We start from the raw sequence: 24,292 nt of genomic DNA, 5'->3' as shown, positions 1-24,292 counted from the left end.
TCATCTATGGTCGCGAGGCTCCCCCCATGGTTCTCACAAGACGGTCCCTGCTGCTCGGTACGGCCGCGGCCGGTGTCACCACGACCTGGTCCTCGGCCGCCCTCGCCGCGCCGCCCCGCGGTCCGCTACGCCGCGACCCGTTCACGCTCGGCGTCGCGTCCGGCGACCCGGACCCGGACGGCTTCGTGCTCTGGACCAGGCTGGCGCCCACGCCGCTGGCCGAGGACGGGCTCGGCGGCATGCCGGACCGCGACGTGCCGGTGGAGTGGGAGGTCGCGGACGACGAACGATTCCGCCGGGTGGTGTGCCGGGGCGCCGCGGTCGCCCGGCCCCGTTCGGCGCATGCGGTGCACGTCGTGCTCGGCAACCTGCGGCCCGGCCGGGAATATTTCTACCGGTTCCGGGCCGAGGGCTTCCTCTCCCCGGTGGGACGCACCCGGACCGCACCGCCGACCTGGGCGAACGTCGACAGCCTCGCGATGTCGTTCGCGTCCTGCGCCCAGTACGAGCACGGCTGGTTCACGGCGTACCGCCGGCTGGCCGAGGACGAGCCGGAACTGATCCTGCACCTCGGCGACTACCAGTACGAGTACCGGGCCGGCGACTACGTGATCGACGGCGGCAACCCGCGCGACCACCAGGGCCCGGAGACCGTCACGCTGGCCGGCTACCGGCAGCGGCACGCCCAGTACAAGAGCGACCCGGACCTGCAGGCCGCGCACGCGGTCGCGCCGTGGGCCGTGGTCTTCGACGACCACGAGGTCGAGAACAACTGGGCCGACGAGGTGCCCGAGCAGCCGGACGCCGCCTTTCTGGCCCGCCGGGCCGCCGCCTTCCGGGCCTACTACGAGAACATGCCGCTGCGCCGCACCTCGATCCCGAACGCCATCGACATGCAGCTGTACCGGCGACTGCGCTGGGGCCGGCTGCTCACCGTGCACCTGCTCGACACCCGCCAGTACCGCAGCGACCAGGCCTGCGGCGACGGTTACCGGGAGTGCGCCGAGGCCGCCGACCCGGCCCGCTCGATCACCGGCGCCGAGCAGGAGCGCTGGCTGCTGGACGGGTTCCGCCGGTCGACCGCCCGCTGGGACCTGCTCGGCCAGCAGGTGTTCTTCGGGCAACGCGACAACAACTCCGGCCCGGCCGTGGTGACCAGCATGGACGCGTGGGACGGATACACCGCGTCGCGGGACCGCATCACCCGCGGCTGGCTCGACGCCGGCGTCCGCAACCCGGTGGTGCTCACCGGCGACGTGCACGCGCACTGGGCCGGCGAACTCAAGCTCGACTACGCCGACCCGACGTCCCGGACGGTCGGCACCGAGCTGGTCTGCTCGTCGATCACCTCCGGCGGCAACGGCGTCGACCGGGTGCCCGGCACGCACGCCTGGGCGGCCTGGAACCCGCACCTGCGCTTCTGGAACACCCAGCGCGGATACGTGCGCACCCGGATCACGCCCGGCACGCTGACCGCGGACTTCCGGGTGCTGCCCTTCGTCACCACGCCGGGGGCGGCCGCGCACACCCGGGCCACCTTCGTGATCGAGGACCGGGTGGCCGCGCTGCACCAGACGGCCGACAACCCGACCCCGGCGGTGGCCGCCGCCCGGAGCGCCCCCGCCGCCGCCGACACGGTGCGGCTGGAGACGGAACGCCCCTGATCACGCCGGCGGGGCAAGCCGGACCAGTGCGTCCGGCGGGACACCGGCGCGCAGCAGGTCGTCGAGCAGGACCGCGGTGTGGTGCTCGGGGTCGTCGCGCAGGGCCCGGTCGATCGCGACCCGGGCCAGCGCGCCGTCACCGGACCGCCAGGCCGCGAACGCCAGCAGGCAGGCCGGGCCGGCCGCGTAGGCCCGGTCAACCCGGCGCACCGCGTCGGCCCACAGCGCGATCCGCCAGTCCTGCTTGCCGTGCTCGGTGCGGTCCAGGGCGTATCCCAGAACGCCCTTTTCCATCAGCACCACGCCCAGCCAGGCCACCTCGTCGGCGGTCGGCACCGCGCCGGCCCGGCCGGTGACCTCGGCCTCCCGGATCGCCCGCCGGCCGGCCCGCCGCACCCAGCCGCCCGAGCGCACCGCATCGAGGTCGTTGGCCCGCAGGTCGGTGAGCCGGTCCCGGGCGCGCTCAGTGGCGGCGGTCATCTGCTTGCGGGCCGCACCGCGCACCGGCGCCACCCGGGCGACCAGCGCCTTGCGGTCGGGCAGCGCCACCCGGCCCTGATAGACCGCCGGTGCGGCCAGACCCGGATCGATCGGCCGGCCCTCGGGCGGGCAGCAGGCCCGATCGGTGCAGCAGTAGGACCACCAGCGGCCCTCGGCGACCCGGACGGCGTCGGCGACCAGCACGCCGGCCCGGTCGAGAGCGGCGCACATCCGCGCGACCGCCAGGGGCAGTTCCTCGGACCGGCCATAGCCGAGCACAACCGCGTGCGTCAGCCGCTGACGCAGCACGATCCCGGCGATGCCGGCGTCGTCATCGTCGGCCGGCGACGGCAGGTCACACCGCATGCCAAAGGTGATCATGCCGTTCGCGAGGCCGATCACGACGACACTGTCGGTGGGGTGGAAGCCGATCACATACGGGGTGGCGGCCACGATCGCGGCGGAGGAGCGGGCGGTGATGCTGCAGTCCGGGGTCATGGCGGCGAGCTTGGCCGCTGCGGGACCGTCGGCGAGTGCCAATCGGCCGGCCTGTGGACGACACGCGGGGCCGTCCACAGTCCGGCTATGAGCGGAACGGGAGTTCGTGCAGCTCGAGGCCCTCCTGCTGCCACTCGTGCTCGTGGCGTTCCAGGTCGAGGGTCAGCTCGATGGAGGAGAGCACGTCGTAGCCGGCGGCGTGCAGGCTGCGGATCGCGTCGACGTTGCGTGACGAGGGCGAGATGGTCAGCGCGGTCATGTTGCGCTTACGGGCCTCGGTCTGGACGTGGCGCAGCAGTTTGCGGCCCACGCCCTTGTGCCGGTGCGAGGCGGTGACCACCACCGGCTCGACCACACCCGCGCGCCCCCGCATGATCAGGCCGACCAGCCCGATCACCCCGTCGTCCGCGTGGTCGGCCACCCACAACCCCGACAGATCGAGGCGGGTCAGGTATTCCTCGAACCCCTCGCCCGCGTCGTTGGTCGGCTCCCCGTACATCTGGTTGTGCTGGTTGGTCAGCTCGGACCACAGGCGACGACCCGCGGAGTGGTCACTCGGACGGTACGAACGCACTGTGACAGGGCTCATGCCGACATTTTGACTCCGATTCCGGGCGTCCGTAAGCCGAAGTGGAAGATAACCCCGTGGACCAGGCGTACTTACGCGCGCACCCCGAGCACCTCCCGACATTTCTCACCCACCAGCGCATCCGCGAAACACCGGTAACGGGCGGCAGCGTGGCGACGGCGAGCCGGCTGACCTTGGACGACGGCACCTCGGTCTTCGCCAAGACCTGGCCGTCCGGCGCCCCGCCCGAGGGTTTCTTCGAGGCCGAGGCCGCCGGCTTGGCCTGGCTGCGCGAGGCCGGCGCGCCCACCCCCGAGGTGCTCGTCGTGCTGCCCACCATGCTGGCGATGGAGTGGCTGGACGCCGGCGACCCGACGAGCGGAGCCGCCGAACGCCTGGGCCGCGACCTGGCCACCCTGCACCGCTCCGGCGCCGATCACTTCGGCGCCGGCTGGCCGGGTTTCATCGGCCCGCTCCCCTTGGACAACACCCCCGGCAACGCCGGGTGGGGCGAGTGGTTCGCCGAACGCCGCCTGCTCCCGTACCTGAAAACCTCAGCCGACCGCGACGCGCTCACCCCACCCGATGTGGCCCTGCTGGATCGCGTCCTGGACGCCCTGACCCACCGGGCTGAGCACGAGCCCCCCAGCCGGACCCACGGCGACCTGTGGCCCGGCAACATCCTGTGGACCACCGACGACCGCCCCCGCCTGATCGACCCCGCCGCCCAGGGCGCCCACCGCGAAACCGACCTGGCCGAGCTGGCCCTCTTCGGCGGCGCGCCGCACCTGGACACGATCATCGCCGCCTACCAGGAGGTGCACCCGCTCGCCGACGGCTGGCAGGCCCGCGTCCCCCTGCACCAGCTGCACCTCCTGCTGGTGCACACCGCCGCCTTCGGCGCCGCATACCGGGGGTCGGTGGTCACTGCCGCCCGCGACGCACTCCGGGCGTTCTAAAAGAGGAGGTACGCATGACGGCCCGGCCACCCGCACAGCCGCGAACCGTGGCACACGGCCGGCCACCTGCAACGAAATGCCGTTCCCCGCTGCCGGCCCATCAGTGCGGGAGAGAGTCCGCAGGGTGCTGAGTCTCGCCAGTTCCGGCCTGCCGGCGGCGCGTGTCGCCGCCCGTGACATCAACGCCAACTCCCGATCATGCGGAGTGCGTGTTCCTCTCGAGTTTCGCCATTTGCTTGATGCGCCGGTGGTGGCTCCGGGTCGCGATCTTGGAGAGTTGGTGTCCGGCCGAACAGAAACTCGCCACCATCTATCGGGCGCGGCATTTTAGGGTGTTACATGGCTTTCACTCCGCCTGGTGTCCCGGCGGGTGGATGATCGTCCGCGAACTGAGTCGACCGATATATCCGAAATATCCTTACCGGTCGGCGCCCGACTACCCGCCCGACCACCGCAATCTTGGAGAGTTCGCGTTCGAGGCGAACAGAAACTCTCCACCATCCCCAGTTGACCCGGCGTTAGGGCCACCGCGCGGCTTTATCCGGTCGGAGTTGGGGAAGCGGGCCAGCGCATGCCGGAAAAGGTCGGAGCGTCGCTTGATCGTCCACCTCTCGGGATCTCGGCCGCGATGCGGGAGCGGGCCCCGGCATGCGGGGGCGGTAATCAACGGCCCACGGCTGGCGGCTCCCGGCTGACGGCTCCCCGGCTGACGGCTCCCGGCGCGCGGCTCCCGGCGCGCGGCTCCCGGCGCGCGGCTCCCTGCCCCCTGCCCCCTGCCCCCTGCCCCCTGCCCCCTGCCCCCTGCCCCCTGCCCCGGCTCGTGGACCGCGCTGCGGTGCGGTTGTCAAGTCGGGGGCGGCCGACAATCGGGTTGTTGTGGGGATGGCTGGGTGGTTGGGTCGCTCGGGTGAAGGCGTTTGAGGATCTTGTGGCCGAAGGCTGTGCGGTGCCCGTGGACGGGTGGGACTTTTCTTGGTTTGCGGGGCGGGCTACTGAGCAGCGGCCGTCGTGGGGATACCAGCGGCTCATGGGTGAGCGGATGGCGCGGGCCTCTCGGGCACTTGATGTGCAGACCGGTGGGGGTGAGGTGCTGGCCGGGATTCCGCAGGCGCCGCCGGTTCTGCAGGCCACCGAAGGCTGGGCGCCCAACGTGGTGCTCGCGCGGGAGCGGCTGGCGGCGCTGGGTGCGGAGGTGGTCGAGGTGGATGAAAGGGCCGACCTGCCGTTTGCGGACTCCTCCTTTGATCTCGTGGTCAGCCGGCACCCGGCCACCGTGCGGTTCGACGAGATCGGGCGGGTGCTGGCGGCGGGGGGCACCTACTTCGCCCAGCACGTGGGGGCGGGGTCGGTGTTCGAGCTGGCGGAGTTCATGCACGGTGGGCCGCTGGAGCCCAATCTCGCCCGGGACCCGGAGCGGGAGCGGGCGGCGGCGGCCGCGGCCGGGCTTCGGGTGGTTGACCTGCGGCCGGAGGCGCTGCGGATGGAGTTCTTCGACGTCGCGGCGGTGATCGTGTTTCTGCGGAAGGTGATCTGGACGGTTCCGGATTTCACCGTGGAGCGGTACCGGGACCGGCTGCTGGAGCTGCACCTCGGCATCGAGCGGGACGGGCCGTTCGTCGCGCACTCGCAGCGGTTTCTGATCGAGGCCGTCAAGGCCTGACGCCGGGCCGGCAGCGGGGAACGGCCGGTTGTTGCAGCCGGCCGATCGTGCGCCACGGTTGGCGGCTGTGCGGTTGGGGCACCACGGCGCGCGTACCTTCGCATGGTTTTGAGGTCTACCGCACGAAAAACGGTGGGGGCGGTCGGCGCTGGTAGCGGATAGATTCGAGAGGTGCGCAAAGCGACGAATCTCAGTGCGGTGGCCTGACCGTGCTCGCCGACCGGTTCGGGCGGGTGGCCACCGATCTGCGGGTTTCGCTCACCGATCGGTGCAATCTGCGCTGCACCTATTGCATGCCGGCGGAGGGGCTGGCCTGGCTGCCGCGCGAAGAGCAACTCACCGATGACGAGGTCAACCGGCTGGTCCGGATCGGGGTGGAGCTGCTCGGGATCACGGAAGTGCGGTTCACCGGCGGCGAGCCGTTGCTGCGGCGCGGGCTGGTCGGGATCATCCAGGCGGCGGCCGCACTGACACCGCGACCGCGGCTGATGGTCACCACGAACGGGATCGGGCTGGAGCGGATGGCGGTTCCGCTGCGCGAGGCGGGACTCGACCGCATCAACGTCTCGCTCGACACGCTCGACGCCGAGCGGTTCCAGGCCCTGACGCGCCGTGATCGGCTGGCCGACGTGCTGGTCGGGCTCGAGGCAGCGGCATCGGCCGGACTCACCCCCGTCAAAATCAACACCGTGCTGATGCGGGGGATCAACGAGGACGAGGCGCCGGCTCTGTTGCGCTTCGCCCTGCGGTACGGATATCAGCAGCGCTTCATCGAGCAGATGCCCCTGGACGCACAACACCAGTGGGACCGCCACGAAATGGTCACCGCCGAGGAGATTCTGGCCTCGCTGGCACCGTTCGGTCTCCAGGCCGACCCCGTTTCACGTGGAACCGCCCCGGCCGAGACCTGGCTGGTGCCGGGCCACCTGGACGCCGCCGGCGAGCCCGCCCGGGTGGGCGTCATCGGCAGCGTGACCAGGCCGTTCTGCGGCGACTGCGACCGCACCCGGCTGACCGCGGACGGGCAGGTGCGCAACTGCCTGTTCGCCACCGAGGAGAGCGACCTGCGCAAGCTGATGCGCGGCGGGGCCTCCGACGACGACCTGGCCGAGGCGTGGCGGGTCGCGATGCGTGGCAAGCGTGCGGGGCACGGCATCGACGACCCCAGCTTCCTCCAGCCGGCCCGGCCGATGTCCGCGATCGGGGGCTGACCGTGCTGACCGTGCGTTATTTCGCGGGCGCCCGCGCCGCCGCCAACGGGAACTCGGCCGAGAGTGCCGAGGCCGCGACCCTGGCCGAGCTGACGCAGTTACTCACTGACCGGCACGGTGAACGGCTCGGGCTGGTGCTCAAGGCCGCGAGTTTCCTGGTCGACGGACTTTCCTGCCACGATCGTCTAGCTCCGCTACCGCACGGTGCGACAGTGGACATCCTGCCCCCGTTCGCCGGCGGCTAGCTTCCCGGTTGGCCGGCACGGCGGTCGGGGTCACTGAGGAGGAAGTTGTGCTGGCGTTCGTCGGGGTGGTCTTCGGGGTCATCGCGCTCATCCACTATTACCTGTGGAAACGGCTGGTCAAGGACACGTTGCGGCCCGGCCGGGCGCGGCGGGCCGGGACGATCGCGGCGGTGGTGCTCGCGATCCTGGTGCCGGTGACCATGGCCGGGGTGCGCAGCGGGGAGATCGCGTTCCTGGCCTGGCCCGGGTACATGTGGCTGGCGCTGATGTTCTATCTGCTGGTGACGCTGGCGGTGCTCGAGGTGCCGCGGCTGGCGCTGTCCCTCTGGCTGCGCCACCGGAAGCATGCGCCCGAAATGTCGCCGGTGACAGCGGCGGGCGAACCGGCCGCCGTGGACGATCTTCCGGCGGAGGCCGGCGACACCGTCACCAGCCGCGCCGCGTCCCGCATCGAGGCAGGCTCTGACCAATCCGGCATCGAGCGGCGCCTGCTCCTCGCCCGGGGTGCGGCGATCTTCGCGGGACTCACCGCCGCAGGCATCACCGGCTACGGCGTCAAGACCGCGCTCGGCGGGCCGCAACTCGACCGCGTCCAACTGCCGCTGGCCAAGCTGCCGCGCGCGATGGACGGCACCCGCCTGGCGGTCGTCTCCGACATCCACGTCGGCCCGCTCGCCGGCAGCCGGCACGTCAGCCGGATCGTCGACCTGATCAATTCGGTGCAAGCGGACATGGTGTGCGTCGTCGGTGATCTGGTTGACGGCACCGTTGCGGAGCTGGGCCCGGCCGCGGCGCCGCTGGCCGGCATCAGGTCGCGGCTCGGCGCGTACTTCGTGACCGGCAATCACGAGTACTACTCGGGCTACGAACCCTGGTTGGAGGAGGTGACACGGCTGGGCCTGCGACCGCTGCGCAACGAGCGGGTCGAATTGGACGGGCTGGACCTGGCCGGCGTCAACGACATCGGCGGCGAGCAGTTCGGCGACGGGCCGGACTTCGCCCGGGCGCTCGGCGACCGCGATCCGGCCCGGCCGGTGGTGCTGATGGCCCACCAGCCCGTGGCGGCCGTGCAGGCGGCCCCGTTCGGGGTCGATCTCCAGGTTTCCGGGCACACCCACGGCGGCCAGATGGCACCGTTCAACCTGCTGGTCAAGCTGCAACAGCCGGTCGTTTCCGGCCTCGGCCGCGTGGACGGGGTTCCGGTATACGTGACCAACGGCGCCGGGTTCTGGGGACCACCGGTGCGGGTCGGCGCGCCGCCGCAGGTCACCGTCATCGAGTTGCGGACGACATGACCTGTTCCAGGTATCAAGATCCGTAAGTTTGTTGCCGCGTGGCGATTAGTTAGTGGACCGGAGGCCGTGACAGGATGCAGCGCGTGCCCTCGGACATCGCAGGGTCCTCGGTCGCCGCGGACGCATACGTCGCGGATCTGCACATCCACTCCCGGTATTCGCGGGCCTGTAGCCGCGACCTGACGCTGCCCAACCTGGCCTGGTGGGCGCGGCGCAAGGGCATCGCGCTGCTGGGCACCGGCGACTTCACCCACCCGGCCTGGTTCGACCATCTCAAGGAGAGCCTGGTCGACGACTCGCCCGGCCTGTTCCGGCTGGCCGACGAGACCGAGGTGACCCGGCGGCTGCCCGGCTCGCTGCAATCCACCCGGCCGGCCCGGTTCCTGCTCAGCGTCGAGATCTCCACGATCTACAAGCGCGACGACCGGACCCGCAAGGTGCACCACCTCTGCTACGTCCCGGATTTCGCGGCGGCGACCAGGTTCAACACCGCGCTGGGCCGGATCGGCAACCTCACCGCGGACGGCCGGCCGATCCTCGGCCTCGACTCCCGCGACCTGCTGGAGATCACTCTGGAGGCCGGCGGATACCTGGTGCCGGCGCACATCTGGACCCCGTGGTTCTCGGCGCTGGGCTCGAAATCCGGCTTCGACGCGATCGCCGACTGCTACGCCGACCTGGCCGGGCACATCACCGCGGTGGAGACCGGCCTGTCCTCCGACCCGGAGATGAACTGGCGGGTGTCCAGCCTGGACAGATACCGCCTGGTCTCCAACTCGGACGCCCACTCGCCGGCCGCGCTGGCCCGGGAGGCCACGCTCTACACCGGCGAGCCCGACTACTTCGCGGTCCAGCACGGCCGCGGCCTGGCCGGCACCCTGGAGTTCTTCCCCGAGGAGGGGAAATACCACGCGGACGGCCACCGGGTCTGCGGCGTGAACTGGGAGCCGGACCGCACCCGCGAGGCCGGTGGCCGCTGCCCCGAGTGCGGCAAGCCGCTGACCGTGGGCGTGCTCAGCCGGGTCGAGGACCTCGCCGACCGGCCGGTGGGGCACCGCCGCGACGACCACGTCGAGCACCTCATCCAGCTGCACCAGGTGCTCGGCGAGGTGCACGGGGTCGGTGCCAAGTCCAAGACCGTCGAGGCACAGCTCAACAACCTGGTCGCCACCCTCGGCCCGGAGCTGGACATCCTGCGCAACGTACCGCTGGACGCGATCGGCCAGGCCGGCGGGGACGAGGTGCGCGAGGCGATCGACCGGCTGCGCCGCGGCGCGGTCCGGCGGGTGCCGGGCTACGACGGCGAGTACGGCGTGATCACGCTGTTCGAGCCGGGCGAGCTGCGCAACCGGTCCAACGCGCCGCAGGTGGAGACGCTGTTCGACCTGCCGCAGCAGCGCAAGCCGGCGGTGATGCCCGCGAAGCCGAAGCCCGCCAAGGCCGTCAAAGAGGTCAAGGTCCCGCCGCCGCTGCCGGCGCCGGTCAGCCCGCACGAGCCGTTCGAGCCGATGCTGGCCGGGATGGAGGAGGTCGGCACCGGGCTGCTCGACCGCCTCGACGCCATGCAGCGGGTGGCCGCCTCGGCGCCCGGCGGACCGCTGCTGATCGTGGCCGGACCGGGCACCGGCAAGACCCGGACGCTGACCCACCGGATCGCCTACCTCTGCGCCGAACTGAGCGTCTTCCCGCACCGCTGCCTGGCCATCACGTTCACCCGGCGGGCCGCGGCCGAGTTGCAGGAGCGGCTCGACGCGCTGCTCGGCGACGTGGCCGAGGACATCACGGTCGGCACGTTCCACTCGGTCGGGCTGGCCATCCTGCGGGACAACGCCAAGGCGGCCGGGCTCGGCGCGAACTGGCGGATCGCCGACGAGGCGGAGCGGGCCGAGGCGCGCGAGCAGGCCGGCGACGACGATCTCGCGTACGCGAAACTGCTCCGCCAGCAGGATCTGGTCGACCTCGACGACCTGATCGCCCTGCCGGTCGCGCTGCTGCGCGACGAGCCGGCTCTGGTCGAGAAGTACCGCCGCCAGTGGCAATGGATCTTCGTGGACGAGTATCAGGACGTCGACGAGGTCCAGTACGAACTGCTGCGCCTACTCAGCCCCGCGGACGGCAACCTCTGCGCGATCGGCGACCCGGACCAGGCGATCTACTCGTTCCGCGGCGCGGACGTGAAGTACTTCCTGCGCTTCAACGAGGACTTCGTGGACGCCCGGCTGGTGCGGCTGACCCGCAACTACCGGTCGTCGGCGCCGATCCTGGCCGCCGCGGTGCAGGCCATCGCCCCGACCTCGCTGGTCAGCGGCCGGCGACTGGACCCGGCCCGGCTCGACCCGGAGGCCGCGCTGGTGGGCCGCTATCCGGCCGGCAGCGTCGCGGACGAGGCCGACTTCGTGGTCCGCACCATCGACGACCTGGTCGGCGGCCTGTCGCACCGGTCGCTGGACTCGGGCCGGGTGGACTCCCGGTCGGCCACCGCCGGCAATCTGTCCTTCTCGGACATCGCGGTCCTCTACCGCACCGACAGCCAATCCGGTCCGATCGTCGAGGCGCTGTCCCGGGCCGGTGTGCCGGTGCAGAAACGCTCGCACAACCGGCTCCGCGACCGAGCCGCGGTGCAGGTGATCGCCCGGGAACTGCGGCACGCCGGCGGGCTGGGCGGTTCGCTCGCGGCCCGGGTCAAGCTGACCGCGCAGGTGCTGGCCCAGCGGTTCGCGGCGCCCACGCTGGACGCCGAGCAACTCGCGCCCGAGGACATCTGGGCCGCCGCCGACCTGCTGATGCCGCTCGCCCAGCGCATCGGCGACGACGCGCCGCGCTTCCTCCAGGAGATCGCGACCGGCGCCGAGGTGGACGCGCTCGACCCGCGCGCCGAGGCGGTCAACCTGCTCACCCTGCACGCCGCCAAGGGCCTCGAGTTCCCGGTGGTGTTCCTGGTCGGCTGCGAGGACGGCCTGCTGCCGCTGCGCTGGCCGGGTAGCACGCCGACCGACGACGACGTGGCCGAGGAGCGCCGGCTGTTCTTCGTGGGGGTGACCCGGGCGCAGGACCGGCTCTATGTCTCGCACGCGGCTCGCCGGTTCCGGCACGGCAGCGAGCGGGAGCAGTCGCCCACGCCGTTCCTGGACGTGATCGACTCGGGGCTGTTCGAGCGGCTCGGCGACACCGTGCCCGCCCGGCCGAAGGATCGTCAGCTCAGGCTGTTGTAATCGCGATCAGGGCGCCGGCCAGCAGCGCGGGCCCGAAGGGTATCGCCCGCCGAGGCCCGGTGATCAGCCGGAACATCGCGACCGGTCCGATGATCAGGTGCGCGGTCAGCACGCCGGCGAGCACGGCGTCGGTGCCGGTGAATCCCAGGATCAGGGCAAGTGCGGCGGCCAGCTTCACGTCGCCGAGTCCGAGGCCGCGCCAAGGCAACAGAGCAATGATCCCGTACGCGACCAGCGCGCCCACACCCGCAGCGAGCGCCGTTCCGATCTGCTCGGGCCGCAGCACGCCGAGCGGGACACCCGCGATCACGACAAGTGCCGCGACCAGTGGGTCGGGCAGTCGCAGGCAGCGCACGTCGATCATCGCGAGCAGCAGCGCCGGCACCGCCGCCAGCAGATAGACCGGCAGCAGCGGGAGCGGCCCGACCGCAACGGCCAGGGCGGTGGCCACCGCCGCACCGGTCGACACGACCCGCAGGCACCCGCCGGTGCAGGCGCACGCCGCTCCCACCCGTACCCAACCATGCATGCCGGGGGAGAACGGCCGTGAGCAGACCGCGCAGCTCTGCCGGACGCCCTCGCCGTTACGCACCGCGAGGCGCTCGGCGAGCCGGGGGAGGAAGGCGGCGGTTGCCGCGCCGAAGACGGCGGCGGAGATCACGAGGAGTGGCGACACGACCGTGCAGGGTATCGGCCCAGGTGTGTGACGTGCGGGTCGTGTTGCCGACAACCCTGGCGATTCCGTGCGGGTTTGCGTACTGTCCGCACGCTACGGTGGCAGGCAGCGAAGACCGCTTCCGGAGGATTCCCAGATGTCGCAGAACGGCCCGTACTCCGGCCCGCCGTGGTCGCAGGGGAGCTCCGACGAGCCGTACGCCGAACCCGCCGACCCATGGGGCGAACACGGCTCCACGGTGCCCGACCCAGCCTGGGGCGCGCATCCGCCGTCGGTTCCGCAACAGCCGGTCTCGTACCACTCGGCGCCAGGCTGGGCCAACCCGTCTCCACCGGCGCCACCGAAGCGGAACACCCCGATGATCGCGCTGGTGGTGACCCTCGGCGTGCTGGTCTGCGTCGGGCTGGGGGCAACCGCGTGGCTGCTCAAGGAGCGCAGCGACCGCGGTGAGCCGCAGACCCTGTCGTCGGCCGCGCCCTCCAACAAGCCCGGCGCGGCACCGGTCGGCAGCGAGGACGCCCGCTTCAACGTCAAGGTGGGCGACTGCGTCGTCAACGAGGGCACCGACGAGCAGCCCGAGATGCGCGCGATCGCCTGCACCACCGGCAGCTTCGAGGTCCTCAAGCGGGTGGCCGGCCGCACCACGGGCGAGAAGGACGCCGAGTCCAAGTGCTCCGACGTGCAGGGCTATACGAAGTGGTACTTCTACGACAGCCCGTTCGACGAGCTCGACTTCGTGCTGTGCCTCAAGGAACATAAGCAGCTCTAGCGGACTCTAGCTGTAGAGCTAGATCTTGGTAGACGACCCACGAGAGCTTTTAATAGTGGACTCTAGCTATTTCGCTAGATGACCCGATACGGTGCTATCCGTGGATCCGGTACGGAATCCCTACGCCCCCGGCGCCGGCCAGCGCCCGCCCGAGCTGGCCGGGCGCGGCCGCGAGCTGGACGCGTTCGACGTGGTGCTGGAGCGGGTCGCCCGCGGCCGCCCGGAGCGCAGCCTGGTCCTCACCGGCCTGCGCGGCGTCGGCAAGACCGTGCTGCTCAACACCCTGCGCTCGGCCGCCATCGGCCGGCTCTGGGGCACCGGCAAGATCGAGGCGCGACCCGACCAGTCGCTGCGCCGCCCGGTCTCGGCCGCCCTGCACATGGCGATCCGCGAGTTGGCGCCGCACCACCGCAACCCGGACCGGGTCGACGAGGTGCTCGGGGTGCTCAAGGCGTTCGCGCTGCGGGCCAACGACCCGAACGGCAAGATCCGCGACCGCTGGGCGCCCGGCATCGACGTGCCGCCGGCCCGCGGCCGGGCCGACTCCGGCGACATCGAGATCGACCTGGTCGAGCTGTTCACCGACGCCGCCTCGCTGGCCACCGACGTGGGCACCGGCATCGCCCTGTTCATCGACGAGATGCAAGACCTCGGTCCGGCCGACGTGTCCGCGCTGTGCGCCGCCTGCCACGAGCTGTCCCAGCTGGGTGCGCCGCTGATCGTGGTGGGTGCCGGACTGCCGCACCTGCCGGCCGTGCTGTCCGCCGCCAAGTCGTACTCCGAACGCCTCTTCCGGTACCAGCGGATCGACCGCCTCGACCGGGTGGCAGCCGATCTGGCGCTGTGTGCACCGGCCGCCCGCGAGGACGTGGAATACGAGGCGAAGGCGCTCGACCTGCTCTACGAGAAGTCCGGCGGATACCCCTACTTCGTGCAGGCGTACGGGAAAGCCACCTGGGACCACGCCCCGCAGTCCCCGGTCACCGACGCCGACGTGCGGGTGGCCGCCCCCGAGGCCGAGGCCGAACTGGCGGTCGGTTTCTTCGGGTCGCGCTTCGAGCGGGCCACCCCCGCCGAACGCGAGTACATGCGTGCGATGGCCGCGCTTTCCGGCGAACCGGACAACGACATGGACGCCGCGGTACCGACCGCCGAGATCGCCACCGCGCTCGGCCGCAAGCCGGCCAGCCTCTCCCCGGCCCGGGACGCCCTGATCAAGAAGGGTTTGATCTACTCCGGCGAGCGCGGCACGGTCGCCTTCACGGTCCCGCACTTCGGCAGGTACCTGCGAACCCAGCCGGTGTGATGCCCGTCTGACGGGTATAACCACTTCATGAAGCCCGTACGCACCGCGGCCCGCGCCATGCTCGCCTCGATCTTCGTGGCCGGCGGGATCCGAGTCCTCCTCAACCCCGACGCGTCCGCCGCCACCGCACGCCGGGTCACCGATCGCGTCGGGCCGCTGCTGGAAAAGGTCGACCCGCGCATACCCACCGACGCCCGCAGCCTCGTCCGGATCAAGGCGGTCAGTGACGTGGCGGCCGGCCTGGCGCTGGCCACCGGACATTTCACCCGGCCCGCGGCGGCGCTGCTCGCGGCCGGCCTGGTGCCCGCCACGGTGGCTGCCGGCCGGCAGGACGCCCTCCGCAATCTCGGCCTGCTCGGCGGCCTGCTGCTGGCCGCGGTCGACACCGAGGGCCGCCCCGGCCTGCGTTACCGCACCTCGCACGCGGTCGACCGCTCGCAGCGCTCGATGCGGCGGGCGGTCCGGTCGGCTAAGCGGGACGCCAGGATCGCCGCGATGTCCGCATCCGCCGCGCGTAGATTGCCCGGTTAGGCCTGTCCTTAAGGCAACTTTTGTCGCGATCTTCCCGTTAAGCGGACGAGGGGCCGCGCGGTTGGCCTGCGCCTTCTAAGCTCGCTTTCGCCCGGCCGCGGGCCGTGCCGTGCCCGGGGACGAGAAGCGACGGGGGTCGCGCCATGCAGGCGTTGCACGCGCACGCGCGGATCAAGAGGTCCGCCGTGGTCACTCTGCTGTGCCTCGGCGCCGGCCTGGCGATCCTTCTTTACCAGCAGCGGTACGCGTTGAGCTGGCTCGGGGTCGACCACGCGGCGATCCGGGACTGGTGGCAGGGCGAGGGCCTGTACGCGTACCGCTCGCCGGACCACCGGGTCGGCACCGCCCTGTCCCCGGTGGCCGCGCTGCTGCTGGCCCCCGCGGCCCGGTTGCCACTGCCGGTCACCGGCTGGCTGCTCGCCCTGGCCGGCCTGGCCGCCCTGGTGCTGGGCCTGGTCGCGCTGGCCGGCCCGGTCGCCCGCCGCTACGGCAAGCCCCGCGGCCGGACCGTCCTGGTCGCCGCCGCGCTGGCGCTGCTGACCGAGCCGGTCCGCTCGACACTCGGCCTCGGCGCCCTCGACCTGCTGCTGTTCGCACTGGTCACGGCCGACGTGGTGGCGCTGCGCCGGAGTGCCTGGGCGCGCAGCCGGGCGGCCTGGTGGCCGGGACCGCCCGCCTCCCAACCGGTACGTTCGTCGGCCTCCGCGCTGCGCCGCGGCTGGGCCGACCGATCTCCCGTTGCCGTGCTGCGGCGCGGCTGGGCCACCGGGACCTGGGCCGGCGTCGGCATCGGCATCGCCACCGCGCTCGCGGTGAGTCCCGCAATCTTCCTTCTCTACCTGATGGTGAGCCGGCAGTGGCGGGCCGCGCTGATCGCCCTCGGCACCACCGCGACGCTGCTGACCGGGGCCGCCCTGATCGCGCCCGGCACCACCGCGGCCTGGTTCGGCTCGGTGCTCCCCCAGATCGACCGGTCCGGCCCGCCGGACGCACCGGCCAACCAGTCGCTGGCCGGGGTGCTGGACCGGCTGTACGACACGGCCGGCACCCCGGTGCTCATCTGGCTGTCGTTCGCCGTACTGCTGCTCGCGGTGGGCCTGATCCGGGCCCGCTCGGCACACGCCGACGGCGACGAGATCGCGGCCTTCACCCTGGTCGGCCTCACCGCGGCGGCGATCGGCCCGGTCAGCCGCATCCACGAGCTGATCTGGATCCTGCCGGCCGTGCTGATCCTGGTGGACGCCGCGGCCCGGCAGCGTTTCCCGGCCCGCCGGCCGCTGCGGCCGCGCCGGGTGCCCGGTGCCGGCTACGCGGTCGCGGCCGCCCTGATCTATTTGCTGCTGGTGCTCGATCCGATCTGGACGGCCGGCTGGAACGGGTACGCGTTCGTACTGATCCTGCTGCTCAACGTGCTGCCCTGGCGGCCCGGTGTGGCGTCGGCCATCCCGGTCCGGCGCGGACCGGCCCCGGCCCGCCGCACCCCGGCCATCCCCGGGCCTAGGGGCAGTTGACCCATTCCTCGGTGCCGTCGGAGAAGACCTGCCGCTTCCAGATCGGCAGCCGTGCCTTGACCTCGTCGACGAGCCGGGCGCAGGCGGCGAACGCGGCGGCCCGGTGCGCGGTGCTGACCGCGGCGGCCAGGGCCACGTCGCCGATCGCCAGCGTCCCGATCCGGTGCGAGACGGCGATGGCGTAGACGTCCGGGTCGGCCGCGATCTCGGTGGCGACCTCGCGCAGGATCGCCGCGGCGCTCGGGTGTCCCTCGTACTCCAGCAGGGTCACCCCGCGGCCGTGGTCATGGTCGCGGACCACGCCCTGGAAGGTGACCACCGCGCCGGCCCGCCGGTCGGCCACCGCCTTTTCGTGCGCGGCCAGGTCGAGGGGCACATCCAGCACCTCGGCGATCGCGATGATGCCGGTCATCGGCGCTCCCCGGGAGTCAGCGGCAACGGCAGGAACGGGACCAGATCACCGGCGGCGGCGCTGGTGCCGGGACGGACCGCGACGAAACCGTGCGAGGTGGACAGTCCGCGCAGCATCGCCGAGCCCACGTGCCCGGCCGGGGTGGCCGACCGTCCATCGTGGCCGAGCGTGGCCAGCGCGAGGTGGGTGAAGTCGCCGCGGCCCGGCACGGCGGTGGCCGCCTCGACCACGGTCAGCGCCGGCAGCGCCCGGCCCTGCAGGCCGGCCAGCAGCGGCACCACCAGGGTGATCAGGGCGATCACCGCGGACTGCGGGTTGCCGGGCAGCCCGGCCAGGAACCGGGGCCGGCCGTCCGGACCGGGCACCCGGGCCAGCAGCATCGGGAAGCCGGGGCGGACCGCGACGGTGTTCACCACGTACTCGGCGTTCAGCTCGGCCAAGGTCGGGTGCAGGTGGTCGACCGGGCCGTGCATGGTGCCGCCGGTGGTGCAGACCAGGTCGGCCGTGGCCAGCGCGCCGCGGACCGCGGCGAGATGGGCCTCGAACGTGTCCTGCACCGGCCCGGCGATCGCGGCCGGGTCGACGGTGGCGCCGCACCGGCGTAACCAGCCCGGCACCTGCGGACCGAGCGAGTCGCGCACCCGGCCGGCGCCCGGCGTGCCCGCGGTGAGCAGCTCGTCGCCGAAGACCAGCAGCGCCGCCCGCGGCCGGCGGTACACGGTCAGCGTCTCGTACCCGCAGGTGGCCGCCACCCCGATCACCGCCGGGTCGACGGCCGTCCCGGCCGGCAGCAGTTCCTCGTCCTTGTGTGCCTCCTCGCCGGGCAGCCGCCACTCGGGCGTCTCCCGCGGCGTCCCGCTGACCAGCCCGGCATTGTCGCGAGTGGACTCCTCGACGCGCAGCAGGGCGGCGGCACCGGCCGGCACCATGGCGCCGGTGGCGATCTCGACGCAGGTGCCGTCGGCCTCCAGCGCGGGCGCGACGCCGCCGGCCAGCACCCGGCCGACCGGCCGCCACGGCTGCGGGCCGCGCACCGCCCAGCCGTCGATGCTCGAGGTGGGGAACGCGGGCAGATCGGTGAGCGCGCGCAGGGGCTCGGCCAGGGTCCGGCCGTCGGCGTCCGGCAGCGAGACCACCTCGGTGGCGCCGGCCGCCTCCCGGCCCGCCGCGTAGGCCAACTCCCGCGCCTTTTCCCAGTCCACCGGGTCCACGTCGTCACCGCTCACCGGTCGAGCCTATCCACCCTGCGGGTGATCGCCGCCGTTGATCTGGTCGACGGTGTGCCACAGCACCGGGCCGAGGACCGCGAGGCCGTCCTTGGCCCCACCGGCCGAGCCGGGCAGGTTGACGATCAGGGTTCGGCCGGCGACGCCGGCCAGGCCACGGGACAGCGCGGCGGCCGGCACCCGGTCGCGGCTGTACGCGCGGATGGCCTCGGCGATGCCGGGCACCTCGAAGTCGAGCAAGCCCCGGGTAGCCTCGGGCGTCCGGTCGGTCGGTGTCACCCCGGTGCCGCCGCTGGTCAGCACGACGTCGTAGCCCTCGGCCACGGCCGCGCGCAGGGCGGCGCTGACCGGTTCGCCGTCCGGCACCACGATCGGGTCCCCCACCTCGCAGCCGAGGTCGCGCAGGCCGGCCACCAGGCGGGGGCCGCTGGTGTCGGCGTAGACGCCCGCGGCCGCCCGGTTGCTCGCCACGATCACCAGCGCTCTCACGGCCGGTCCTCCGGGCGTACCCACTCCCCGGTCTTGCCGCCCTCCTTGCGCAGCACCCGCACCCCCTCGATGCTGGCTGCCGGGTCCACCGCCTTGATCATGTCGATGGCCGCGAGGCCGGCCGTGGCCACCGCGGTGAGCGCCTCCATCTCGACGCCGGTGCGGTCGGCCGTCTTGGCGGTCGCGGTGATCTCGACGGTCGACTCGGTCAGTTCGAGATCGACCACCACGCCGTGCAGCCCGATCGGGTGACAGAGCGGGATGAGGTCGGGCGTGCGCTTGGCGCCCATGATGCCGGCGAGCCGGGCCACCGCGAGGGCGTCACCCTTCGGCAGATCATCAGCGCGTAGCAGTGCGATCACCTCGGGTGTGGTGACCACCCGTCCGGCGGCCACCGCTCGCCGGACACTTACCGCCTTAGCCGAAACGTCTACCATGCGGGCTGCGCCCGTCTCGTCGACGTGAGTGAGCAGGGATTCGTCGGGCATACCGGGAGTTTATAGAAGGTCCAGTTCGCTCTTACGCTGCGCGGGGCCCACAATTCATGTACGACAGTTTTCATGATCTATGCCCAGGTCAGAGAGCCCAGAGTCGCTACGGATAAGTGAGTTGATTTGTCAATCCGTAGCGTTATACAAACAGCACACTCTGCTATGTGGACACGACGACCAAATCGTCGATTCGGGTAGCTCTGAGTTCCCATTCCGGGACGCCGTGTAACGACCGGCCGGGCGATTCTCGCTTTCTGCGCATACCGACACGAATCGGTTGGACGACCATGCATGCTCACATATCGTTCCCTGCGTCGCGACGAATCACCCGGTCCACCAGGCATCCGAGCTTCCCTTGGGTCCCGCTTTGCGAGGAGAAGAAGAATGAAGACTCTCGACTGGGAGTGAGACGTCGCGCTACGGCGCGTTGATGAATACGCTTGAGCCCGGACCCTTCCGCTGCGCTCGGCGACAGGACGACTACTTTGCGGTTGATCCCGAGTTCCAACGACGACGCGACCGATCGGCAGCTCCGGCTGCTCATCGGTCTCGTCGTCGTTTTGGCCCTCGGTGCCGCCGGGCTCAATGTCTGGTATGCGGTGGCCAGCTCGCTCCCCCTGCCGAACCCGGTGTTACTGCTGCTCATCTACGCCGGCTCGGTCACCGCCAACCGGTTCAAGGTCTACGTCCGGTTCGGTTCCAGCAAAAATGCGACCACCTGGAACGAGATCCCGGTCCTCGTCGGGCTCGTCCTGCTGCCCGGGCCCTGGGTGGTGCTGTTGACCGCGGCAAGCCTCGCCACGGTCAAGATCTGGACCCGCGTCGCCCCGCACAAGGCCGTCTTCTCGGTGGCCAAGGAGGTGCTCGCGGTCAGTGCGGCCGGCACCGTCCTGACGCTCGTCGGGCAGCCCCAGCCCACCGCCGGCGCCGTGATCCTGGCGTACCTGGCCTTCTGGCTGGTCGACGAACTGCTGTTCCACCCGGTCATCGCGCTCGCCTCACGCACCGGCCCCATCAAGGCGTTCCGCCAGGACCTCGGCGGCCGGGTGCTGACCAACCTGGTCCGGCTGGTCACCGTCGTCTACATCATCGAGGTGGTGCTCTCCGACGCCAACCTGCTGCTGCTCGGCTTCGTGCCGCTGCTGGTCGCCTGTCTCTACCTGTGGCAGTCGAGCCGGCTGCGCACCCGGGAGGAGCGCAGTTCCTGGCGGCAGCTGGCCGACATCACCGACGAACTGAGCTCGGTCGACCTCAACCACGTGCTGTGCGTGGCGGCCACTCAGGGGGCGCGACTGTTCTCGGCCGATGAGGTGGAGATCGACCTGACGTCGTCCGGATTGGACAGGGTGGTCCGGGCGAACGCCGGCGGTGTCACGTTCGACGGCCCCGGCCCGCGGAAGTACGACGATCCCACCGCCACCACCGCCGATCTGGAGACCCGCGACCGCAGCTACCGGGCCGGTCTGCTGGTGCTCGGCTTCTACGGCAAGGTCAAGCTGACCGAGTTCGAGCAGTACAAGCTCAAGACGTTCGCCTCGGCGGTGTGCACCGCGATCCGCAACGCCTCGGCGTACGCGGAACTCCAGCGGCTCAACGAGCAGAACGCCTTCGACGCCGCCCACGACCCGCTGACCGGCCTGGCCAACCGCCGCGAGCTGTACGAGCGGGCCGACGCCTACTTCGCCGGCCACACCGAGGACGGCCTGGTCGCGCTGCTGCTCATCGACCTCAACCACTTCAAGGAGGTCAACGACACGCTGGGCCACGGCGCCGGCGACGAGGTGCTGCGGACGGTGGCGCATCGGCTCGGCAGTGCCGCGGCCCCCGGCGACCTGGTGGCCCGGCTCGGCGGCGACGAGTTCGCGGTCCTGCTGGTCAACCTGCTGACCCCCGCGCTGGCCACGCACCGCGCCGAGCAGATGCTGACCGCGCTCGAGGGCAGCCTCGAGGTCGAGGGCATGCAGATCACCGTCGAGGCGGCCGGCGGCATCGCGCTGGCCCCCGGCAGCGGCGGCGTCAACGAGCTGATGCGTCGCGCTGACATCGCCATGTACCAGGCCAAACGCGGCGGCCAGCGCACCGCGACATACGCGCACGCCCAGGACACTGCCGACGTCGACCGGCTCATGCTGGGCGGCGAGTTGCACCGCGCGGTCGCCGAGCACGAGTTCGTGGTCGACTTCCAGCCCATCGTCGACCTGGGCAGCGGCGAGGTGATCTCGGCCGAGGCGCTGGCCCGCTGGCAGCACCCCGAACACGGCTACCTCACCCCGATGCAGTTCCTCGAGACGGTGGAGCGCTCCGGCCAGCTGTCCGCGTTCGCCGACGCCGTGCTCGACCAGGCCCTGTCGGCCGCCGAGATCTGGCGCGAGGCGAGCTTCGACCTGCCGGTCGCGGTCAACGTGTCGCCGCGCAGCCTGCTCGACCCGCGGTTCCCGGCCACCGTGCTGGCCCGCCTGGAACGGCACGGCACCCCCGCCGACCGCCTGGTCCTCGAACTGGCCGAGACCCTCACGATCAGTCAACTGGACGTGGTCGGCCGCGCACTGAACGAACTCCGCGAGGCCGGCGTCCGCCTGGCCCTGGACGACTTCGGCACCGGCGTTTCCCCGCTCTCGGTGCTGTCCCACATCCCGGTCAACCAACTCAAGATCGACCAAGGCTTCGTCGGTACGGTGGAAACCTCCTCCGAGGCCGCCGCGGTGATCCGCTCCACCGTCGACCTGGCCCGCAGTCTGCACCTGACGGTGATCGCCGAGGGCGTCGAGAGCGAACCCCAGCGCCACGCCCTCTGGGAGCTGGGCTGCGTGGCGGGCCAGGGCCACCTCTTCGCCCGCCCGATGTCGTCGGCCCGCCTGCTCGGCACCCTCCAGCGCGGCTCCGGCGGCCGCCCCGGCGCGCTGGCCGCACCCCTGCACGACGTCGGCGCCGTGGTTCGCATGCAGCGCCGCAGGTCCCCGGGTTCCGGACGGACTCTGCCACACTTGCCCGCGTGACCCACCTGCTCACCCGCCTGGACCGAGCGGCCGGCGGCCTGGCAGCAGACCTGGCGCTCTATCTGATCTCGGCGGCCTTCGCCGCGATCACTGCGCTGACTTCGACGCTGCTGCCGCACCGTGCGTGGGGCGCCATAGCCGCATGGGCGTACGCGGTGGCAACCGTCGTCGTGATCACCCAGCTCACGCTCCGCACGCGCTTCCCCGAGGTGGCCGGCACCCGGGTCCGGGCGGCGCTGGCCTGGGCCACGTGGGCGGGTGCCGCACTCCTGCCGCTGCTGGTGCAGTCCATCCAGCGCGCCGGCGGCCGCACCGACCGCGCCCAGGAGGAGGTCCTGGTGGTCGAGCACATGGGCGCCCGCCTCCTCGACGACGGCACGCCCTACCTGGGCCGCTCCGCGATAGCCGGGTTGCCGCTCGACGAGCGCCTGATGGGTTACAGCCCGTATCAGCCGGCCATGTCAGTTTTCGGCCTGCCAAAGGCGGTTTTAGGCGATTTCTGGTGGACCGATGCCCGCATCTGGTTCGCCGCTGCCACCGCGGCGGCCCTCCTGACCGCGATCCACCTGCTGCGCCCTGGCCACTCCGTGCACTCCGCACCCTCCCAGTCCGCACCCTCCGAGCCCGGCGCGCCCTATCCGTCCTCTGCGGCGGGCCCCCTCGGTGCTTTTCCGCCGTTGCTCGTGCGGGCCATCCAGGCGGCGACGGTCGTGCCGGTCTGTGCCCTCACCCTGGCCACCGGCGGCGACGACATTCCCGTGCTGGCTCTCTGCCTGCTGGCGCTCGCGCTCGTAGCGACCGGCCGGTTCGGGTGGGCCGGCCTCGCGGTCGGTGCCGCCGCCGCGATGAAGCTGTTCGCGCTGCCCGTCGTGGCCGTCCTGGTGATCCTCGCGATAGCCGACCGCCGCGCCCGCCCGCTGCTGCCCGGCGCGCTCGGCCTGCCCGTACTCGTCCTCATCGCTCCGCTGCTGGTCGACCCGGACGCCCTGGTCGAGAACGTGCTCCGCTTCCCGCTGGGCCACGGTCTGGTGACCAGCCCCGCCCAGTCGCCCTTCCCGGGCTACCTGATCGCCCAGCACGCCCCGGCCGGCCGTTTGGTTGCGCTGGGTCTGCTGCTCACGGTCGCGGCATTCATTGGCGTACGGATGGTGCGCCGCCCACCGACCACCGCGGCGGCCGCGTCCCTGATCTGCGGGTGGGGCCTGCTGGCCGCGATCCTGCTGATGCCCACCACCCGTTTCGGTTACGTGCTGTACCCGATCGCGTTCCTGATCTGGGCCCCCGCCCTGGTACTCAGGAACCACACAGCCGGACGCCGCCCGGAAGGTGACACAGCCTTGTACCGTCTGTGAGATGCAGATGACCTGTCCGAAGTGTCACGGCGAGATGCGAGTGTACGAGCGCAGCGGCGTCACGGTCGATCAGTGCACCGAGTGCCGCGGCATCTTCCTCGACCGCGGTGAGCTCGAAAAACTGTTCGAGGCCGAGGCCAGCTTCAACACCCGGCAGGCTCCCCCTCCGGCCCGCCCGCAGGCCGCCCCGCCCGCACCCCAGCCCGGCGGCTACGCCCCGCCACCGCCCCCGCCGGCCCACGGCGGCGGCTACGCCCCACCCCCCGCTCCGGCCTACGGCCAGCCCGCCGCCCACGGCTACCCGCCGGCCCCGGCCCCCGCTTACGGCCACCACGGCCACTACCGCCGCCAGCCCGGCCACCACGGCCACTACCGCCAAGGCCGCCGCAAGAGCTTCCTGCACGACCTGTTCGACTGAGCACCACAGCCCACCAACCCACGCCGGCGAGGCCCCCGGCGTGGGTTTTTCATTTCCGCTCCACCCCGATCAAACAAACTCCCAGCAACACGGGCAGCCACGAGCCACGAGCCCCGCCCACCCGCAACCAATCCGCCAAGATCCGCACAGGCACGCGCCAGCTCAGGCTCCTGGTGGGGCGACTCAAGGTCGTCCGGAGGCGCGCGAGTCTGTCCCGTGCCCCGCCGACCGCGCCGCCTTGCCGAGGAATCCGCGCCGCCTTGCCGAGGAATCCGCGCCGCCTTGCCGAGGAATCCGCGCCGCCTTGCCGAGGAATCCGCGCC

General features: G+C 71.9%; 21 protein-coding genes. 14 read left to right on the top strand and 7 right to left on the bottom strand.

Annotated elements, in window-relative coordinates; genetic code table 11:
* Window positions 1–26: 26 nt before the first annotated feature.
* The gene (locus Ari01nite_RS19810; RefSeq protein WP_203782754.1) at window positions 27–1,664 is read left to right on the top strand and encodes an alkaline phosphatase D family protein; all 1,638 of its coding nucleotides are present in this window, start codon (window positions 27–29) and stop codon (window positions 1,662–1,664) included.
* Here Ari01nite_RS19810 and Ari01nite_RS19805 read toward each other — a convergent pair whose 3' ends face one another.
* A complete protein-coding gene (locus Ari01nite_RS19805) occupies window positions 1,665–2,642 on the bottom strand; it encodes a DUF4192 domain-containing protein (RefSeq protein WP_203782753.1) in 978 nt (325 codons plus the stop codon). It lies immediately after the preceding gene.
* Window positions 2,643–2,727: 85 nt separating this feature from the next.
* Window positions 2,728–3,231 carry a GNAT family N-acetyltransferase gene (locus tag Ari01nite_RS19800; protein WP_203782752.1) on the bottom strand — a complete coding sequence of 168 codons (504 nt, stop codon included), beginning with the start codon at window positions 3,229–3,231 and terminating at the stop codon, window positions 2,728–2,730.
* 56 nt (window positions 3,232–3,287) lie between these two features.
* Between Ari01nite_RS19800 and Ari01nite_RS19795 the strand changes: the two genes are divergently transcribed.
* The 6 genes from Ari01nite_RS19795 to Ari01nite_RS19770 all read left to right on the top strand — a co-directional run bounded on the left by Ari01nite_RS19795 (window position 3,288) and on the right by Ari01nite_RS19770 (window position 11,792).
* Entirely contained in the window at window positions 3,288–4,169 is an 882-nt protein-coding gene (locus Ari01nite_RS19795; RefSeq protein ID WP_203782751.1) for a fructosamine kinase family protein, read from the top strand.
* A 907-nt stretch (window positions 4,170–5,076) separates the two neighbouring features.
* A complete protein-coding gene (locus Ari01nite_RS19790) occupies window positions 5,077–5,829 on the top strand; it encodes a methyltransferase domain-containing protein (RefSeq protein WP_203782750.1) in 753 nt (250 codons plus the stop codon).
* Between the two features lie 203 nt (window positions 5,830–6,032).
* Window positions 6,033–7,040, top strand: coding sequence for a GTP 3',8-cyclase MoaA (moaA, locus tag Ari01nite_RS19785; protein WP_239162871.1), 1,008 nt, complete (start codon window positions 6,033–6,035; stop codon window positions 7,038–7,040).
* Between the two features lie 2 nt (window positions 7,041–7,042).
* Window positions 7,043–7,285: a MoaD/ThiS family protein gene (locus Ari01nite_RS19780; protein WP_203782749.1), complete on the top strand. Its 243-nt coding sequence runs from the start codon at window positions 7,043–7,045 to the stop codon at window positions 7,283–7,285.
* Window positions 7,286–7,332: 47 nt separating this feature from the next.
* The gene (locus tag Ari01nite_RS19775) at window positions 7,333–8,580 is read left to right on the top strand and encodes a metallophosphoesterase (protein ID WP_203782748.1); all 1,248 of its coding nucleotides are present in this window, start codon (window positions 7,333–7,335) and stop codon (window positions 8,578–8,580) included.
* Between the two features lie 74 nt (window positions 8,581–8,654).
* Window positions 8,655–11,792, top strand: coding sequence for a UvrD-helicase domain-containing protein (locus Ari01nite_RS19770; protein ID WP_203782747.1), 3,138 nt, complete (start codon window positions 8,655–8,657; stop codon window positions 11,790–11,792).
* On the opposite strand, the gene Ari01nite_RS19765 is transcribed toward Ari01nite_RS19770, so the two are convergent.
* Window positions 11,779–12,468, bottom strand: coding sequence for a prepilin peptidase (locus tag Ari01nite_RS19765; protein WP_239162859.1), 690 nt, complete (start codon window positions 12,466–12,468; stop codon window positions 11,779–11,781). The genes Ari01nite_RS19770 and Ari01nite_RS19765 overlap by 14 nt on opposite strands.
* Window positions 12,469–12,604: 136 nt before the next feature.
* On the opposite strand from Ari01nite_RS19765, the gene Ari01nite_RS19760 reads away from it, so the two are divergent.
* The 4 genes from Ari01nite_RS19760 (at window position 12,605) to Ari01nite_RS19745 (ending at window position 16,585) form a co-directional block, all read left to right on the top strand.
* Window positions 12,605–13,237 carry an LppU/SCO3897 family protein gene (locus Ari01nite_RS19760; protein ID WP_203782746.1) on the top strand — a complete coding sequence of 211 codons (633 nt, stop codon included), beginning with the start codon at window positions 12,605–12,607 and terminating at the stop codon, window positions 13,235–13,237.
* A gap of 100 nt (window positions 13,238–13,337) precedes the next feature.
* Window positions 13,338–14,543 (top strand): ATP-binding protein, encoded by a 1,206-nt coding sequence (locus Ari01nite_RS19755; protein ID WP_203782745.1) that lies wholly within the window; start codon window positions 13,338–13,340, stop codon window positions 14,541–14,543.
* 27 nt (window positions 14,544–14,570) lie between these two features.
* Window positions 14,571–15,074 carry a DoxX family membrane protein gene (locus tag Ari01nite_RS19750; RefSeq protein ID WP_203782744.1) on the top strand — a complete coding sequence of 168 codons (504 nt, stop codon included), beginning with the start codon at window positions 14,571–14,573 and terminating at the stop codon, window positions 15,072–15,074.
* Window positions 15,075–15,217: 143 nt separating this feature from the next.
* Window positions 15,218–16,585, top strand: coding sequence for a glycosyltransferase 87 family protein (locus Ari01nite_RS19745; protein ID WP_203782743.1), 1,368 nt, complete (start codon window positions 15,218–15,220; stop codon window positions 16,583–16,585).
* Here the strand turns inward: Ari01nite_RS19745 and Ari01nite_RS19740 are convergent.
* The 4 genes from Ari01nite_RS19740 to moaC are packed head-to-tail and all read right to left on the bottom strand — an operon-like array spanning window position 16,572 to window position 19,200.
* Window positions 16,572–16,997 carry a molybdenum cofactor biosynthesis protein MoaE gene (locus Ari01nite_RS19740; RefSeq protein ID WP_203782742.1) on the bottom strand — a complete coding sequence of 142 codons (426 nt, stop codon included), beginning with the start codon at window positions 16,995–16,997 and terminating at the stop codon, window positions 16,572–16,574. The genes Ari01nite_RS19745 and Ari01nite_RS19740 overlap by 14 nt on opposite strands.
* The gene (locus Ari01nite_RS19735) at window positions 16,994–18,223 is read right to left on the bottom strand and encodes a molybdopterin molybdotransferase MoeA (protein ID WP_239162858.1); all 1,230 of its coding nucleotides are present in this window, start codon (window positions 18,221–18,223) and stop codon (window positions 16,994–16,996) included. The genes Ari01nite_RS19740 and Ari01nite_RS19735 overlap by 4 nt, the downstream gene beginning before the upstream one ends.
* A gap of 9 nt (window positions 18,224–18,232) precedes the next feature.
* Window positions 18,233–18,736, bottom strand: a complete 504-nt coding sequence (locus tag Ari01nite_RS19730; RefSeq protein ID WP_203782741.1) for a MogA/MoaB family molybdenum cofactor biosynthesis protein — start codon at window positions 18,734–18,736, stop codon at window positions 18,233–18,235.
* The gene (moaC, locus tag Ari01nite_RS19725; RefSeq protein WP_203782740.1) at window positions 18,709–19,200 is read right to left on the bottom strand and encodes a cyclic pyranopterin monophosphate synthase MoaC; all 492 of its coding nucleotides are present in this window, start codon (window positions 19,198–19,200) and stop codon (window positions 18,709–18,711) included. The genes Ari01nite_RS19730 and moaC overlap by 28 nt, the downstream gene beginning before the upstream one ends.
* A gap of 488 nt (window positions 19,201–19,688) precedes the next feature.
* On the opposite strand from moaC, the gene Ari01nite_RS19720 reads away from it, so the two are divergent.
* From Ari01nite_RS19720 to Ari01nite_RS19710, 3 genes are read left to right on the top strand one after another with little or no spacing between them, the layout of a single operon-like run.
* A complete protein-coding gene (locus Ari01nite_RS19720) occupies window positions 19,689–22,199 on the top strand; it encodes a putative bifunctional diguanylate cyclase/phosphodiesterase (protein WP_438872203.1) in 2,511 nt (836 codons plus the stop codon).
* Window positions 22,196–23,551: a glycosyltransferase 87 family protein gene (locus tag Ari01nite_RS19715; protein ID WP_203782739.1), complete on the top strand. Its 1,356-nt coding sequence runs from the start codon at window positions 22,196–22,198 to the stop codon at window positions 23,549–23,551. The genes Ari01nite_RS19720 and Ari01nite_RS19715 overlap by 4 nt, the downstream gene beginning before the upstream one ends.
* A 1-nt stretch (window position 23,552) precedes the next feature.
* Window positions 23,553–23,969: a TFIIB-type zinc ribbon-containing protein gene (locus Ari01nite_RS19710; RefSeq protein ID WP_438872202.1), complete on the top strand. Its 417-nt coding sequence runs from the start codon at window positions 23,553–23,555 to the stop codon at window positions 23,967–23,969.
* Window positions 23,970–24,292 lie beyond the last annotated feature (323 nt).

Origin of the sequence: Paractinoplanes rishiriensis, assembly GCF_016862375.1 — a bacterium.
Taxonomy (GTDB): domain Bacteria; phylum Actinomycetota; class Actinomycetes; order Mycobacteriales; family Micromonosporaceae; genus Actinoplanes; species Actinoplanes rishiriensis.
This window is presented reverse-complemented; position numbering and strand designations above follow the sequence as displayed.